At 44.3% G+C, this 17,035-nt stretch carries 11 protein-coding genes; 9 read left to right on the top strand and 2 right to left on the bottom strand.

All coding sequences use genetic code 11. From position 1 onward, the window contains the following. Nucleotides 1-25: 25 nt before the first annotated feature. The 5 genes from BMW94_RS06925 (at nucleotide 26) to BMW94_RS06905 (ending at nucleotide 9,165) form a co-directional block, all read left to right on the top strand. The gene (locus BMW94_RS06925) at nucleotides 26-1,573 is read left to right on the top strand and encodes a right-handed parallel beta-helix repeat-containing protein (protein ID WP_090996195.1); all 1,548 of its coding nucleotides are present in this window, start codon (nucleotides 26-28) and stop codon (nucleotides 1,571-1,573) included. A 239-nt stretch (nucleotides 1,574-1,812) separates the two neighbouring features. Then, the gene (locus BMW94_RS06920; RefSeq protein WP_090996192.1) at nucleotides 1,813-3,474 is read left to right on the top strand and encodes an extracellular solute-binding protein; all 1,662 of its coding nucleotides are present in this window, start codon (nucleotides 1,813-1,815) and stop codon (nucleotides 3,472-3,474) included. Nucleotides 3,475-3,549: 75 nt separating this feature from the next. After that, a complete protein-coding gene (locus tag BMW94_RS06915; RefSeq protein ID WP_090996189.1) occupies nucleotides 3,550-5,385 on the top strand; it encodes a sensor histidine kinase in 1,836 nt (611 codons plus the stop codon). Between the two features lie 2 nt (nucleotides 5,386-5,387). Then, nucleotides 5,388-6,959, top strand: a complete 1,572-nt coding sequence (locus tag BMW94_RS06910) for a response regulator (RefSeq protein ID WP_175480604.1) — start codon at nucleotides 5,388-5,390, stop codon at nucleotides 6,957-6,959. A gap of 157 nt (nucleotides 6,960-7,116) precedes the next feature. Next, nucleotides 7,117-9,165, top strand: a complete 2,049-nt coding sequence (locus BMW94_RS06905) for a glycoside hydrolase family 16 protein (protein WP_254790141.1) — start codon at nucleotides 7,117-7,119, stop codon at nucleotides 9,163-9,165. 263 nt (nucleotides 9,166-9,428) lie between these two features. Here the strand turns inward: BMW94_RS06905 and BMW94_RS06900 are convergent, their stop codons facing one another. Both BMW94_RS06900 and BMW94_RS06895 read right to left on the bottom strand, forming a co-directional pair. Next, nucleotides 9,429-10,676 (bottom strand): M56 family metallopeptidase, encoded by a 1,248-nt coding sequence (locus BMW94_RS06900; RefSeq protein ID WP_090996184.1) that lies wholly within the window; start codon nucleotides 10,674-10,676, stop codon nucleotides 9,429-9,431. Nucleotides 10,677-10,685: 9 nt separating this feature from the next. Then, nucleotides 10,686-11,060, bottom strand: coding sequence for a BlaI/MecI/CopY family transcriptional regulator (locus tag BMW94_RS06895; RefSeq protein ID WP_090996181.1), 375 nt, complete (start codon nucleotides 11,058-11,060; stop codon nucleotides 10,686-10,688). A gap of 428 nt (nucleotides 11,061-11,488) precedes the next feature. Between BMW94_RS06895 and BMW94_RS06890 the strand changes: the two genes are divergently transcribed. The 4 genes from BMW94_RS06890 (at nucleotide 11,489) to BMW94_RS06875 (ending at nucleotide 16,693) form a co-directional block, all read left to right on the top strand. After that, a complete protein-coding gene (locus BMW94_RS06890) occupies nucleotides 11,489-12,115 on the top strand; it encodes a hypothetical protein (RefSeq protein ID WP_090996178.1) in 627 nt (208 codons plus the stop codon). Between the two features lie 252 nt (nucleotides 12,116-12,367). Beyond that, the gene (locus tag BMW94_RS06885; protein WP_090996175.1) at nucleotides 12,368-12,961 is read left to right on the top strand and encodes a YdeI/OmpD-associated family protein; all 594 of its coding nucleotides are present in this window, start codon (nucleotides 12,368-12,370) and stop codon (nucleotides 12,959-12,961) included. Between the two features lie 182 nt (nucleotides 12,962-13,143). Further along, nucleotides 13,144-14,172: an ABC transporter substrate-binding protein gene (locus BMW94_RS06880; RefSeq protein WP_090996172.1), complete on the top strand. Its 1,029-nt coding sequence runs from the start codon at nucleotides 13,144-13,146 to the stop codon at nucleotides 14,170-14,172. Nucleotides 14,173-14,575: 403 nt separating this feature from the next. After that, nucleotides 14,576-16,693: a M1 family metallopeptidase gene (locus tag BMW94_RS06875; RefSeq protein ID WP_254790140.1), complete on the top strand. Its 2,118-nt coding sequence runs from the start codon at nucleotides 14,576-14,578 to the stop codon at nucleotides 16,691-16,693. The last annotated feature ends 342 nt before the right edge of the window (nucleotides 16,694-17,035 follow it).

Below are 17,035 nucleotides of genomic sequence, written 5' to 3'. Positions count from 1 at the left end.
AAATGGATCAAAGGGAGTTGAGAATATGTTGAAATTCGGTAAAACATTGCTGGTGGGATTAAGTATGGCGGTAGGGATAGGACTGGTTTCAGGCATCGAATGGTCCTCATCTGCTGCTGCTGCAGGTACGGATTACTACGTAGCGACAAACGGAAATGACTCCAGTGCAGGAACGAGCAGCGCGCCATGGAAGACGCTCCAGCACGCAGCGGATGCTGTTCCTGCAGGCAGTACAGTGCATGTTCGTGGCGGTGTGTATAACCAGAAGCTGAAGATCACCCGCTCAGGCTCCGCTTCACAGGGGCCGATTGTATTTACTAACGATGGCACGGAGACTCCGATTATTGACGGCACAGGACTTTCGGTTAGCGGGATTGAAGGGTTGATTGACCTGACCGATGTGAATTACGTTACTATTCAGGGATTTGAAATTCGCAATTATACTACAGTTACCAAGGACGTCATGCCCGTAGGCATTTATGTTCACGGATCAGGCAGCTTCATCAATTTGTCGGGCAACAAAGTCCATGATATCAAGAACACGGCCACCCCAACCGGCAGTGATCTGCTTGGCCGTGATGCACATGGGATCGCCGTATATGGAACAAAGGCACCGGAATCCATTCACGATATTACGATTAATGGTAATGAACTGTATAATCTTGTGCTCGGCTCCAGCGAATCCCTGGTTCTCAACGGTAACGTGGACACCTTCTCGGTGACGAATAATGTCATCCACGATAACGACAACATCGGCATTGATCTCATCGGATATGAGGGTAAAGCGCCGAATACGACTTACGATCAGGTACGGAACGGACTCGTGAAGGGCAACAGAGTCTACAATATCACTTCCAACAATAATCCTTCGTATGGGAAGTCACTTCCGAATAACAGTAATGCGGCCGATGGCATTTATGTCGATGGTGGCAAGGACAGTATTATTGAACAGAACTACAGCTACAACAATGATATCGGTATCGAGATTGCGTCCGAGCATGCCGGTAAATCTACCAGCAATATTACTGTTCGCAGCAACGCAGTCTACAACAACCGACTCACTGGCATCGCCATGGGCGGGTATGATACCAAACGCGGCTCCACCGTAAACTGTAAGATCGTTAACAATACCGTATACAAAAATGACACGCTTGGCGATGGCAGCGGCCAGCTTTACGTTCAATACGACACACAAAATAACGTAATTAAGAACAACATCTTCGTAGCCAGCTCTACAGATGTATTGATTTACAATGAATACACCAAAAATTCCGGAAACGTTGTGGATTATAATCTTTATTTTGCCCCTGCCGGAAGCAATGGAGCCAGCTGGACTTGGAAAAATAAAGATTATACAGGATTCTCCGCTTATAAAACGGGAACTGGCAATGACGCGCATTCCTTGTTCATTGATCCCAAATTTGTGAATGCTACAGGATACGATTTCCATCTTCAATCTTCATCTCCAGCGATTGATGCCGGGAACACGGACAATGCAATTATCGGAACACTGGATATTGAGGGGAAACCGAGAGTCCAGGGAGCTGCTGTGAATATCGGCGCTTACGAGTGAGATTTATAATCTAACGGGAAGATTCTCCCGAAGGCAATAAAACAAAGGCAGCTGAGTAATCAGCTGCCTTTGTTTTATTTAAACCTCTTTAAATAGCCGTGCCTGAGTTAGAACTTATCTAAACCCATATTTAGGTAGTCAGCGGCATTTCCATTTCGATCCAAGGATAGTAAAATCGGTTATAAGATGATTAATGCAAAGGTTAATTCACAACCGTAGTCAAGAAAGGAGGATATGGAATGAAACCCGGTTCCATTAAGCACAGCATGGTCATCTATGGGACCATAATCTTAATGCTGGTTTTGGCCGCGTGTTCCCAATCAGAGCAAAGTGAAAATCCATCACTCCCACAGCCCGTTCATCCTAAACAACAGCCGATTGAATACAAGTCGAACCCCGATGAACCCGCATGGAAGCTTGATACCACGCCTGTGGATTTGACCTGGTTTGTAGGTGCGAACTGGTATGGGCACACATGGGGTGAGAGCATGACCTCCAAAATTGTAACAGAGAAAACAGGTGTTAACATCAAATTCGAAGTGCCATCGGGTGAAGCAAGCGAACAAATTGCGCTCATGATGACTTCCGGCAAGCTGCCTGATTTGATGACAATAGGCTCGTGGGAAAGTGCGATTAATAAGTTGTGGGAAGGGGATCAGGTGTATGCCTTAAATGAACTGGCGGAGCAATATGATCCCTACTTTTTCAAGGTCGCGGGGGACGGTACACTGAAGTGGTATCGTCAGGAAAACGGCAATACATATGGCATTCCAAATGATTCATACAGCCCCACCCTAATGCAGACAACCGGTTTGACGGCTGCGAACCAAACCTTTTTGGTAAGAAAGGATCTCTATGAGGCTATGGGTAGACCCGATTTGAGCACTCCGGAAGGCTTTCTGAACGCATTGCAATTGTTAAAAGATCAGTATTCTGTGTATAAAGGTCAGCTCATTAGTCCCTTCTTTGCTCAGGGGAATGTCTCTTATGGGATGACCGAGTACCTGCAAAACCTGCTGGCTATTCCGCATGAAAAGGACGGGAAATTTAACGACCGTATGACCGACCCAGACTATATCACCTGGTTGAAAACCTTCCGTACAGCTTATGAGCGTGGCCTGATTAATGTGGATTTTCTGGTAGATTCGAATGCTCAGGTAGAGGAAAAAACCAGTAATTCCCGTTATTTTATGATGATTCGCGAGTGGACTGGCATGGCGGCTATCAATCCGATCTTGGCGGCAGGTGCATATCCAAACTCATACTACATCGCTGTGGATGGCCCGCAAAACAGTCACGGTGATTCCGCCAGATTGTTCCCTGGTAACATGGACGGTTGGATGGTTACGATGATTAGCAAATCCACCAAGAGTCCTGAACGAGCCATCCGATTTTTGAGCTATTTAGCGAGTGAAGAAGGCCAAAGGGATGTATTTCTGGGTAAAGAAGGCGAAACATGGGCGATGAGGGATGGCAAACCGCAGTTGACGGCGGAAATGGTCCAATTGCTTGACACAGATAGGGAGCGTCTGGAAAAGGAATACGGTATCATGGATACCTACTGGATGCTGCGCAACCCTGCCTTCGTTAACCAGTGGAGACCAGAAAAGGCGCCATCCGTTAAGCAAATGGAGGAGTTCGCGAACAAACAGGCGGATATGGACAGCGGCATCTATAAGGGAATAGATCCTTTAGGAGATTCCGATATAGCTTTATCTTGGTCGCGTATTTCTCAGAATTGGGAAGAAGTGCTGCCTGAATTGATTACTGCCAAAGATGAAGCTGCTTTTGATAAAATTTTCGAAAATTTCTTGGCCCGTCGTGTGAATTACGGTTTTAATCAGGTAATGGAATACCGTCAGACCGAGCTGGAAGCGAGAAAAGCCAAGATGGCTGAATAATCATTCCCTAACATCCTCGCTCTCTATGAGCTAACTTGTAATATATGGTATAACGAAGGTGGTGAGGATTTCAGAATGAATTACCTACTGACTAGATTGAGGAAACTTTACCGCAATGCCCGTATATCCCAAAAGCTGTTTCTGGCGTTTAGCGTGATGATTGCCATACCCGTTATTTTAGTATCCTTTTTATATATTCGCATGCAGGAAACCCAGCTATACAAGGACGCTATGTCAGCGGGCAACAGCCACGTTTCATGGCTAAATGAACAACTGCGCAGCAGAATGGACATCATTGAGAACGCTTCCAACACGGCGCTCACTCAAAAGTCATTTGTGGATTTTATTCATTCCAATATGCTTGTGGATGGACTACGACTGGTGAAGTTTAAGCAAAACCAATTTGAGCAAATGCAAAACATCATTCAAAGTAATGCGATGATCAGTGAGCTCAGCTTTTACGTGGATAACCCGAACTTGTATGAAATCTGGCCTGAAATCTATCATTATCAGAAATTTTGGCCGCAGGATTACTGGGCAAAGCTTCGGGATGAAGGTGGTGCGGCTTACCGCTTATTTTCTTTTAAGGATGGTGAACATACGCTATCTTACTACCGGCTGGTTCGCCTTCAGGGTCAAGAGAAAAAACGGCCTAGTATTATGGAAATTCGCGTTCCACACCGTATGTTTTTCAGCGACCTTCTCCAGGAGAGCAAGGGAGACTTCTTTTCTGTTTTGATGAACGAAAGCGATCCTCCCCAATATGTCTATAATCCCCAGCATGAGTTTTCTCGAAAAGCCGGAGAAGGACTGGACGAAATCCTTGGCGGTATTCATCGCCAGCTGGATGTACTGCCACAGGAAAGTCCCGTTAAGATTAAGGTAGGTGATCAGAGCTACTATGCACTGTACCGCTATATCGCTCCGCTAAACACTTATGTGGTCGATATCGCCTCCCATCAGGCATTGATGAAGGGGCCACGCAGCTGGTATGCATTTGTGGTAACGATTACATTATGTGTTCTGCTGCTCATCATGCTGCTCGTATCACATACAACTCGGCGCATTTTCCGACGGCTGGACAGCGTACTGGCTTCAATGCGTCAGGTACGAAAAGGAGAACTGGATGCAACGATTGATACCGGCCTAGATGAGAACGAAAGAGGGGATGAGATCGATGAGGTGGCTGTGAGCTACAACAAAATGTTACATGAGGTTAAACGTCTGATGACACAGGTCGTGGATAAACAATTGATCGCCAAAAACGCACAGCTGCATTCACTGCATTCGCAGATCAACTCTCATTTTTTATATAACGCACTGGAATCTATTCGAATGCTCGCGGAGGTTCAACGACAACCTGCTATTGCGAATTCCTTGGTATCATTAGGTTCGCAACTTCGCTACAGCATGCAGTGGCGCAGCGATACGGTTGCGCTTCGCGAGGAACTTGCCAACATTCAAAGTTACTTTCAATTTTTTAATTTAATGGAAGGCGGCAGCTTCATATTGAATGCAGATCTACCGCAGGAGGTGCTCCGCTATGCGATTCCTAAAATGTGCATGCAGCCTATCGTTGAAAATGCAGTGCATCACGCTGCACCATCAGGCGGGAGTGTGTGTATTCAGATCACCGTTTCAGTGGAGAATGAACGCTTGCTTATTAAGATACAAGATGATGGAGAGGGGTTAGACCCGGAGATGTTAGTTCGACTGCAAGCGGCACTGCGGGGAGACTCGGATTCGCCGATGGTTACCAGCAAGAATGGACTTGGTTTGGAAAATGTGAATAAGCGGCTGCAGCTTCATTATGGCGAGGATTATGGTCTTTGGATTGATAGTGTTCAGGGCGCTTATACCTGTGTAACGATACATTTGCCTTGGGAAAATGGTAATCTTGGAGGGTGGTAGGAGTGATCAATATTCTGGTTGTGGACGATCAAAAGCACATACGTGACGGTCTGCAGGCGATGCTGCATCAATTTCCTCTGGAGCTGAACAACATATACTCTGCCGCAAGTGGGATGGAGGCGCTAATCCTTTTGCGCCAGCATAACGTTCACATCGTTATTACTGATATTAGGATGCCGGACATGGACGGACTTGCACTGATGGCAAAGACCAAAGAGGAGCGCATCGAGGTGGAATACCTCATTATTAGCGGTTATAGTGATTTTACATATGCTCAAAAAGCTATCGAACTAGGGGCAAAGGGATACTTGTTAAAACCTCTGAAGCGAGAGGATCTGCAAACCTCACTAGAGCATGTATGGCAAGAAATCCAGACACGGCAGACGCTTACGCACAACATGCAGCATGTCTCCCGTCTCGCCCGAGAGACAGATCGTAAAGAATTACGAATGTTTATGCAGGGAGCGTTAAACGATGAGGCCTGGATCCTCCAAATCCAGGAACAAAATCCTTCGCTTTGGCACCATTATCGCTTATGTTTGCTGCGAGAGAAATGTTGGATCAACCAGCCGGGTTCCAGCAGCGTCCATAGCATGGAAGCTGTTGCTTATGATGTGTTCGGCAGACAAGGTTGCGTTTGCCTGCAACATAGCCCGTATCTGATCCTTGCAGTGGATGCAGCGATAGATCCGGATGCTTTGCCAGCGGCACTCAAGGAAGGAATGATCGATGCCATAACCGTTATGACTGACCCGCAGCAAGGATTGAAGACGTTGCCCGGAAGTTATACACAAGTACATGAGTTATTCCACCATAGTTATCTGTTTCCAGATCAATATATCATCCTGCCAGCAGCTATTGAGCATATGGAGCAGCAGTGGCAACTTCCTTATGAAGAGCTTTATGAACTGTTCCAGTCTGTTGGGACTGACGATAGTGGTAAAATTGCTCAGGGCGTGTCCGCAATATTTCATAAAAATGTGCTGCAACGCTATCATATTCGCTATACCCAACAGCTCTGCGGTGCCACAGTGCAGATGATGGAGGAATACGAACGAGTAATTCGCCCCTACATGGGTGAAGAAGCGCTGGATCTTGAATCTTTGCGTAATCTCTTTGATTATCCGGGGATGCGGGATTATATTCAAGCGCTGCAACAGCAGCTGCTTCGACTGAATCAGTTCTATTTTGAATATAAGCACAGTTATCGCAATTCTCAGGATTTAAATGAAGCCATCCGTTTTATACACGAGAGCTATCATAAGCCGCTGGACCTCGCGATGGTATCCAATCATGTGTCGCTTAATTACGCCTATTTCTCAAATCTATTCAAGAAGAACATTGGCAAAGGTTTTGCCGAATACCTGAGAGATGTACGTATGGATAAAGCACGGCGTCTCCTAGCCGAAACCGATCATAAGATTGTTGAAGTTGCTGCTATGGTTGGTTATGAAAACTATAAAAGCTTTACGCGGGCGTTCCGCCTTGCGATGCATATCCAACCCACAGAGTATCGACAAATGATGCGCCAAAAGGGAGAACGTGAAGTGCAATACCACAGTACCCATCTATAAATTGAATCAAAACCCAAAAAAATGGGATACAACAAAAATAATTGTACCTTTCAGCGGATTATGCCATTCGATAGAATAAAGATATTCCTCGATGTAAGCGATTACCTTTATGCGCATAGATTGGGAGAAACTATGATCCTATCAAAGGAGGGCAATTATGAAACCATCTCACTTTACGGAGAAACGGGTTATGAAAAAGGTACTTGGCTTGTTCCTAGCGGTTGTGATGCTGGCTAGTGTTGGCGTGCTGCCAGCATCGAAAGTGCAAGCAGCTGGAACGACCGTTACCTCAATGGAGTACTTCTCACCAGCAGATGGACCTGTTATTTCAAAATCCGGCGTTGGCAAAGCCAGCTACGGATTTGTTATGCCTAAGTTCAATGGGGGCTCCGCTACCTGGAATGATGTTTACAGTGACGTGGGTGTTAATGTGAAAGTGGGTAACAACTGGGTTGATATTGATCAAGCCGGAGGTTATATCTATAACCAAAACTGGGGGCACTGGAGCGATGGCGGTTTCAATGGTTATTGGTTCACCCTTTCCGCAACAACCGAAATTCAACTGTACTCCAAAGCAAATGGTGTTAAGCTTGAATATCAACTTGTATTCCAAAACATTAACAAAACAACCATCACAGCCATGAATCCAACACAAGGGCCGCAAATTACAGCAAGTTTCACAGGCGGTGCAGGCTTTACATATCCAACGTTCAACAATGATTCTGCGGTAACCTATGAAGCCGTAGCAGATGATTTGAAGGTGTATGTAAAACCTGTAAACAGCAGCACATGGATTGATATTGACAATAATGCAGCTAGCGGCTGGATTTATGATCATAACTTCGGCCAATTCACCGACGGTGGTGGAGGGTACTGGTTTAACGTAACGGAGTCGATCAACGTCAAATTGGAATCAAAGACTTCTTCAGCTAACCTTGTTTATACCATTACGTTTAATGAACCTACAAGAAATTCATATGTCATTACGCCATACGAAGGAACAACCTTCACAGCAGATGCGAATGGTTCCATTGGAATTCCACTTCCCAAAATTGATGGGGGTGCGCCAATCGCCAAGGAACTGGGCAACTTTGTATACCAGATTAACATCAATGGGCAATGGGTGGAGTTGAGTAACTCCAGTCAGAGCAAGTTTGCATACTCCGCTAATGGCTACAACAATATGTCTGATGCCAACCAGTGGGGATACTGGGCCGATTATATCTATGGTCTTTGGTTCCAGCCAATCCAGGAAAATATGCAGATTCGTATCGGGTATCCGCTGAACGGACAGGCGGGTGGAAATATTGGTAACAACTTCGTCAACTATACCTTCATCGGCAATCCAAATGCTCCGCGTCCGGATGTATCCGATCAAGAGGATATCGCAATCGGAACACCAACCGACCCGGCTATCGCAGGCATGAATCTTATCTGGCAGGATGAATTTAACGGAACTACGCTGGATACAAGTAAATGGAACTATGAAACAGGCTATTATCTCAATAACGATCCGGCTACCTGGGGATGGGGAAATGCAGAACTGCAGCACTACACAAACAGCACCCAAAATGTATTTGTACAGGACGGAAAGTTGAATATCAAGGCTATGAACGATAGCAAATCTTTTCCGCAGGATCCGAATCGGTATGCACAGTATTCTTCAGGTAAGATTAACACCAAGGATAAACTTTCCTTAAAGTACGGCAGAGTAGATTTTCGTGCCAAGCTTCCTACAGGGGATGGCGTTTGGCCAGCACTGTGGATGCTTCCAAAAGATTCTGTATACGGCACATGGGCTGCATCAGGTGAAATCGATGTCATGGAAGCGAGAGGACGTCTACCAGGATCTGTAAGCGGTACCGTACACTTTGGCGGACAATGGCCGGTGAACCAGTCTTCAGGTGGCGATTATCACTTCCCAGAAGGGCAAACTTTTGCCAATGATTATCATGTATACTCGGTAGTCTGGGAAGAGGATAACATTAAATGGTATGTCGACGGCAAGTTTTTCTATAAAGTCACTAACCAGCAGTGGTATTCCACAGCTGCACCGAACAATCCGAACGCACCTTTCGATGAGCCGTTCTATCTCATTATGAACTTGGCAGTCGGCGGAAACTTCGACGGTGGCCGTACTCCGAACGCGTCCGATATCCCGGCAACCATGCAAGTGGATTATGTACGTGTGTATAAAGAACAGTAAGAAAACAGCTGTTTTGGGGTCGTGTCTAGGCGACTCACCATAGTTTTCGGTGATGAGGCAAGATGAACGGAGAGAAAATACAGGGAAGACCAACAACAAAAATGTTGTTGGTCTTTCTTGTTTGAGCAGGTAGGCGGTTAGTCTCAAGCGAAAACTCTCTTCTCTACAATAATGAGGCATCCTTCGTCCAATTGTTGAACGAAGGATGCTGCTTGGAGTCTTTATATCAAGCCTATTTATTTTGTAATTTCATGAAATTGCTTTTAATGACGGGAAGCTGCTTGCGCTGGTACCACAGAAGCTTCTTCACGAACTACCTCTTGAGCTGCTGGACGAGTTACTACAGAAGCTTCTTCACGAACTGCCTCTTGAGCTGCTGGACGAGTTACTACAGAAGCTTCTTTACGAACTACCTCTTGAGCCGATGGACGTGTTACTGCAGGAGCTTCTTCACGGACAGCAGTTTGCTGCGATGGGCGCATTACTGCGGAATCTTCTTCACTCGCAACCACCCTCGGAGTATTGCTGGAAGCCCAAGCCGTTGTCACTGTACTAATTGCACCAACAACAAATAGCGTCGATATCGCTATAACAAAGGTTTTCTTGTTCACATTCTTTACGTTAAGCATAAAAGTTAATCTCCTTTTTAGTTGTTTGCCGTCCCCGGATAAAGAGGAACAGAATTGTATAGGTAAATTCCTTGATCCTGCCACTACGTTCAGGATGGTTTCCCCATAGCGTTTACGATCCGCAAGGGACATTCCCTGTACAACTTCTTCATCGCAGGACAGTTCACTCCACGTATGAATATCTTTGGAAAGCATATGAACCAATGGATTGAACCAATGCAATGCACGGGCTACTAATATGAGCGCCTTGATCCATAGGTCTTTCCTTTTCAAGTGGATCAGTTCATGATGGAACACCATACCGATATCCACACTTTCAGAATTCTTCAGAGGCAGATAAATCGTAGGTTTCCTCAACCCCATTAGAAAAGGACTGCGAATTAGAGCGCTGTAAGCAAGCCGAACCTCGCTCTTGAGACCCAGATTCTCCTTGATTACAGGGAGCAGCATCGCAACTTCACTGTTCTTCGGAACGATAGTTCGCGTAAGTTTTAATGTCTTGAGAAACTTGTGATAACAATATGTTTGCCATGCTGCAAAAGCTATGACCCCGATTACCCATAAGCATATTAAAGCGAGAGCTACATTTGCTGAAATGGTCTGTACCTGGATGGCAGGAGCCGGATTGAATGGTCCAGGTAACACTTGTTGAACATTTAAGGGTAACTCGTTTACTGTAGTACTGGATGTGAACAACGAAAAAATCCAATTAAAGACCAGAAAGATGGGCAATAGATACAAAGCTAAAGCCATTTTCCCAATTCCAAAACGCCATTTTGCGGGAATGACTTGAAAGGGAGCAAGGCGCAAAGACAGAATGAAAGCGACAACAACACTTCCGGCAACAGTCAGCGTAGACAGTAATACAAGAATGGTATTCATTGACTACACCTACTTTTCTGAAAACCATTGTCTCAGCTCTGCAATGTCTTGATCAGAAAGCTTGTCGCCATCATACAAAGCTGAAATCAAATTTTTTACAGAGCCTTGATATAATCCGTCCAGAACTTGTTGCGTCTCCAATAGCTTATAGTCTTCGGGCGAAATACGGGGGACATACTTGTTGGTCCGTCCATCCCTTGTAGCTGTAAGGGCCCCTTTGTCTACCAGCCGAGAGAGAAAGGTGGAGATGGTTTGCGCCTTCCAAGCTTTACCCCTTTGGGAAAACATGTTCAGCAGTTCGGTGGAGGTGACAGGTGGCTCACACTCCCAGATCACTTCCATCAGCTCCATTTCAGTATCCGATAATTTTTGAAGATGGTTCACGGTGAACACTCCTTAACTTCGTTATGCGTCCATATCGAAGGTTATTACTACACTACGTAGTAGATACAATTTACTACAACGTGTAGTAGGTAGTCAAGTATTGAATGGATGCTGCGGAACCAGAGTCAGGTTTGTATTAGCTATATAAGTTCAACTAATGAATATTTACACTGACACTCCGATGACAGAACAACCTTCCGATCGCTGTTATCCCCAGATTTTTTTGATTCCTTTTTTAAAAGGGGAAATCCGGGGATAAAGGCGAACGCTTCGCTTCTTCAGGTTATTTCTGTCCTCTCCGTTCTCGTGTAAATGTTTAGTTGAACATATATAGTAAGTTCAATCTTTGATTAATTTTAATGCAGCGATGAATGTCTGGAGTATATACTTAGTCTAAAATCCTGAAATCACTATAGAGGAGAAATCATATGAATCTGTTTCATATACAATCTACATGGCAAGAGGTCGACTGGACCGCGTCGTTCCTGGAGAATAACTTTATCGGCATTGGTTGGCCGGCGACAGGAGATTTGGAGCACGAGTCTACAGAAGAATGGAAAGCGCAACTAGTTCAACGCTACAGGATAGGAAAGGCAGAACTTAGTGATGTCTTAGATACGCTCCATACTTTTGTCTACATCATGCAGGATGGGGACTATGTCTTGATAAATGATGATGAATGGGCATATGTTGGGGATTTGGGCGATTATTTTTACGATGATTCCAACGGAACCGGAGAGGAATACATATGTCATCGACGAGGTGTTACCTGGCTGGGACGTATTCCCTTAGCAGAGTTAAGTGACAAAGTACTTGCACTTGTAAGTCATTATTCAATCATTGCGAAATTCGAACATCCAATTTCTCAGGCTCAACTGGAACCTTGGGTTTCGATCACCTCCGAAACCACTGAAGGAGATAATGATTCTTCAGTTAGAGTAGATGAAGGTACTATTCAAGAAGCGCTCAATGTTCTAAAAAAGGCATTGCATAGCGAAGAAGAAGATCTGCGAATCCGTGCAGCCGCGGCAATTTTACAATACGCAAAATCCTAGGGGCTTTCTCACTTTGATTTCTTTATTATCGGTCTTTCTAGTAAGGGATAAGAGGTGGGACAAAGGACATATGTATATGAGTTAATAGTAGTGTTGACCTGACGCCAAATGGTGTCATAATATTTAAGCGACACTACATGGTTTCGAATGAAATTAACTGCTTTCTCTTGGCAATCATATGTAAGAGAAGAATTATTTTAAAACTCAATTCGAAAAACTCAATATGACTAGCATGATGAAGGATGGTCCCTGATGACAACTAATAAAACAAATCCCAAGGTGGATGGATATTTAAACAAAGCAAAGAAGTGGAAGGAAGAATCGGAGAAGCTAAGAGAGATCGTTCTTTCCTGCGGGCTAACCGAAGACTTTAAGTGGATGCATCCTTGTTATACGTTGGAGAATAAAAACATCGTTATCATACATGGATTTAAGGAGTATTGTGCGCTTCTTTTCCATAAAGGAGCCTTGTTAAAGGATAAGCAGGGTATTCTAATTCAACAAACAGAAAATGTACAAGCTGCTCGCCAGATCCGGTTCACCAATCTTCAACAAATCGTTGACATGGAAACTATCCTGAAAGAGTACATTCTTGAAGCCATTGAGGTTGAAAAGGCCGGATTGAAAGTGGAACTCAAAAAGAATACAGAATATGCTGTTCCAGAAGAGTTTCAAACGAAACTGGATGAAAATCCTGCTTTGAAAACGGCATTTGAAGCATTGACGCCTGGACGTCAACGAGCATACCTTTTTTATTTTTCGCAACCCAAGCAAGCCAAAACACGCGAGTCCAGGGTTGAGAAATCTATGCAGCAGATTCTGGATGGAAAAGGGCTGAATGATTAAGCCGTTAATCTAACTGGGAAGCAGCCTGTTTTAAAATTAATTTATATGCGTCGAAGCACCTGCCTTGGTAGGTGTTTTTTTGTTATGTCTTTTGTCGAATATGAAAGCATCTTGTCAAATGTACTATTGCATGGTATGTTTGATAACGATTATCAATATCATTTGAAGAAGGTGGGTTTATTTTGCTGAAACGAAGAAACTCGATATGGCTTATGGCTGCTCTCATTATATTGCTTGTACTGAGTGCATGCGGTCAGTCCGCAACGACAAGCAATACAACGGAGACCACAACAACCGGAGCTGCGGACACGGAATCATCAACCGATTCAACTTCTGCGTCTGATGCCGATACCACAACAGATGTCGAAGGAGAGACGGTTACATATCAATCGGATGCAGGTGAAGTGGAAGTACCTGTGGAGCCGAAGCGGATTATCGATCTGACCGCATTTTCAACAGGATACTTTGTTGCGCTCGATGCTCCAGTCGTCGGTGCAACGTCAGGCGCCATAAACAACAAGTACATCAAGGATCAGCTCAAAAGTGAGGGGGCAACAGATCTGGGAGAGCAGCCAACAGCCGAGCAACTGATCAGCCTAAAGCCTGATCTGATCATCGCATACACGGGGATGGAAGGTCTCGACAAGTTGTCGCAGATTGCACCCGTGGTACAGTTCCAATATGGTAAGCGCAATTTCAAGGATCTCATGTTGGAGATGGGGAAACTGACCAATAGAGAAGCCCAGGCAAAAGACTGGATTTCGCAATGGGAAGCGAAGATCAATGAGCTGAAGCCAAAAGTACTTGCTGCTGTGGGAGATCGTACAGTTTCCATTTTGAATCCATACGCCAAAGGATTATTTGTATTTGGGCATAATTACGGTCGTGGTGGTGAAATACTCTATGACGAATTTGGCCTGAAGGCACCAAAAAGGGCTCAGACAGAGGCAATTGACAGTGGCACAGGCTGGGCCTCAATCTCGATGGAAGTGTTACCGGAATATGCAGGCGACATCATTTTCACCAGCCCGTGGTCAGGAGATACAACTGATCCGAAGATTGTGTATGACAATACGGTGTGGAAAAATCTAACTGCGGTCAAAGAGGGCCATGTGTTCCAGCTTGATCCGACCTCCGATACTTACAACGACCCTGTATCGCTTGAAGGTCAGCTGAAGTTTATCTCCGACAGCCTGCTTTCGGTGAAGTAAGGACGCACTTTTCAATTTCATTTTCATGATAATATGAGATGAAGTATGCGATGGGGTATCGACAAGAGGGAGAATGAATGTTTGGATTCGTACCTGATTTATAATTTGTATGTGACACCTTTAATTGAAAATCGGGAAAGAAAACAATCACTAAAAGTCGCCTAAATGGCGACTTTTTTGCTCTCTGTGCTCATGCTCGTTTAATACAAACAGCTTCTTTTTTTAAACGAAATTTAAGATACGCATTAAAGCAGTGTAAGGTTGATCTTCTATACTTGCCTCTGAGCTTCAAAAATCATTTGAGGGAGAGATTTATATCTATCATTCACGTTCATACACATCAAATCGAATCAGAATAACAGCCATCAGCGCACTCGCTATGATTCTGACCGCATGCCCGATCATGAGTACGGATAGTGCTGCCGCCAAAGCAGCTCCTGTATCTGCTATTTCACAGGCCACAAAAGATATTCAGGCTCAAGCGCCTATCCAATATCGAATTCAAGCCCGGCTGGATGAGAAGAAGATGACGATCGAGGGGAGTGAATCCATTACTTACCGGAATACAAGCAAAGATACATTGAAGCAACTGGTTTTTCATACTTATGCTGATGCCAACCTTTCGGAATCGACACAGACCACCATGTTTACACATTCCAATGAAGAGATTAGCAAAAATAACCCTGATAAGAAACCGGAAGACTTTCTTGGAGGCATTCATATTGAGAAGGTGACGACCGACGGACAAGCCCTTGAATTCAGTAATAAAAACCAAGCCATGACGGTGAAATTGGAGCAACCCCTTCAGCCGGGTGAATCCGTGTCGGTTCAGGTCCAGTTTAATCTGAAGATTCCCTATGGCTCACAGCGGTTATCGTATTACAAAGATATTATCAATGGGGCTCATTGGTTCCCTGTAATGTCAGTCTATGACGAGGCCAAGCATGAATGGGATAGCAAACCTTATAGTAAAACATTTGAAACGGATTATTATACTTCCGCGGATTACGAAGTTCAGTTCAATGTTCCAGATCAATATCAGGTAGTGATGCCTGGTACGATAACCACACGGGATGATGCAGAGACTGGACGCAAAGTGGTATCCACCGTAGCCGAGAATACGAGGGAGTTTGCTTTCTTTGCCAGCCCGAACTTCAAAGTGGACAGCGTAACCCGGAATGGCCTTACCGTAGAGTATTATTATTTTGATAACCAGCCAGGTAAGAAAAAGATCATTGACGGATATATTGATCAAGCATTCAAAGCCATTGATTTTTTCAGTGATAAATACGGTAAATACCCTTATCCTGAATTCCGGATTGTTGAATCGTATGTAGAAGGTGTAGCTATCGAGTATTCAAGACTCATCCAAATGGGGCAAATCGGAATAAATTCTGCTCCAGAACAGGACACGGTTTTTGTGCATGAAATCGCGCACCAGTGGTTTCATGCGTTAATCGGGAATAACTCGGAGACAGAGTCTTTCCTGGACGAAGGATTTGCAGATTTCTCCAAAGTGTATTTTTCAGAGAAGCAGGGGGATACGATGAATGGCTTCAAGTCCATCCAATTTGACGATTCCACTGTGGATAAGGCCATTGCTTCAACCAATGACGAGGTGGGAGATTGGGCAAGCCCCGTTTATTACGATAAAGGCCGCCAAGCGATATACCAATTGTACCGTTCGGTAGGTGAAGAGAAATTCGATGCCTTTATGAAAGAGTATTTTAAACGCTATGTGTACCAAAACGCTACGATTGACGGACTTCTGCAAACGATAGAAGATGTACTGGGGAAAGAGGCGCGTAATGATATGAAGACGGCTTTATATGAGCCTAATTTTGCGCTGAAGCCCGAATATCAACTGTCGAATGAGGAGAGAACGGCATATCTGCATGATCAGTTTCAATCGCTGTATGAATCAGCATTAACTCAGGTTCCGAATTTACCTTTTGAAACGATGAGTCGTGTGGTGGATAAAGCCCTTCAAGGTGAGCCATTAGCCATTGTGCTCAGTGATCAGGTGAGCAAGGCAGCGAACAAACAGCAGGAAGCCATGGTAAACCAACTGACAACTCTTTTGGATTTAAGCGGAGTGAAGTATGACCTGATTCGGGACCGGCAGGAATTGAAGCAAAAAATGAAAAAGGAACTGGCTGCCAGCAACCTGATTGTACTTGGCAACGCCAAATCAAATGGTTTTGTACAAGCTTTAAAATCCAGCATTATGGACCGTGCTACCCATATCGGTTTTCAATGGAAAACGACGATGAACCAACCTTCTGCTGCTGGCGCCTATGTGATCAAACATCCTTATAATCAAAATCGTTTGATGCTGCACTATTTCTGGAATGAAGATCATCTGAACGGTGGGAATCTTGAATCATTCATGATGAAGATGCAGGAATCCATTGGATTCAGCAGCGCTTATTATCAGTACTATGTGTTGGACAAGACGGGCAAGGTAACCCTGGATAAAAAAGTGGAAAATCCACTTTCAAAATTATTCGCTGACGAATAACCCGAAGTGTTCAATCTTATAAAGAAAGATTAAATTCCCTTTGGCAATTGTCATTGGAAGATCATCATATTGTCTATTACAGAGTCGCCTATATGGCGACTTTTTTATTTAAGTTCAATTTAGGTTTTTAAAACCTGTCCTGAAGGGTAAATATAACGTGAATCTTTAAGTGCATGTCAAATCAAACGTTGCGGAGGAAAGTGAAGAATGTTAGGGAAAGCATTGATTGTTAATATACTGCAAATAATAACAATATAATGTGCAAAGACACCTAAAAATGTACGATAGTAACATCGATAACAAGAAAATGATTAGAATTCGGAGAACACCGAGATGAGGAGG

Source organism: Paenibacillus sp. OK003 (genome assembly GCF_900109515.1).
In the GTDB taxonomy this organism is placed as follows: Bacteria; Bacillota; Bacilli; order Paenibacillales; family Paenibacillaceae; genus Paenibacillus; species Paenibacillus marchantiae.
This window is presented reverse-complemented; position numbering and strand designations above follow the sequence as displayed.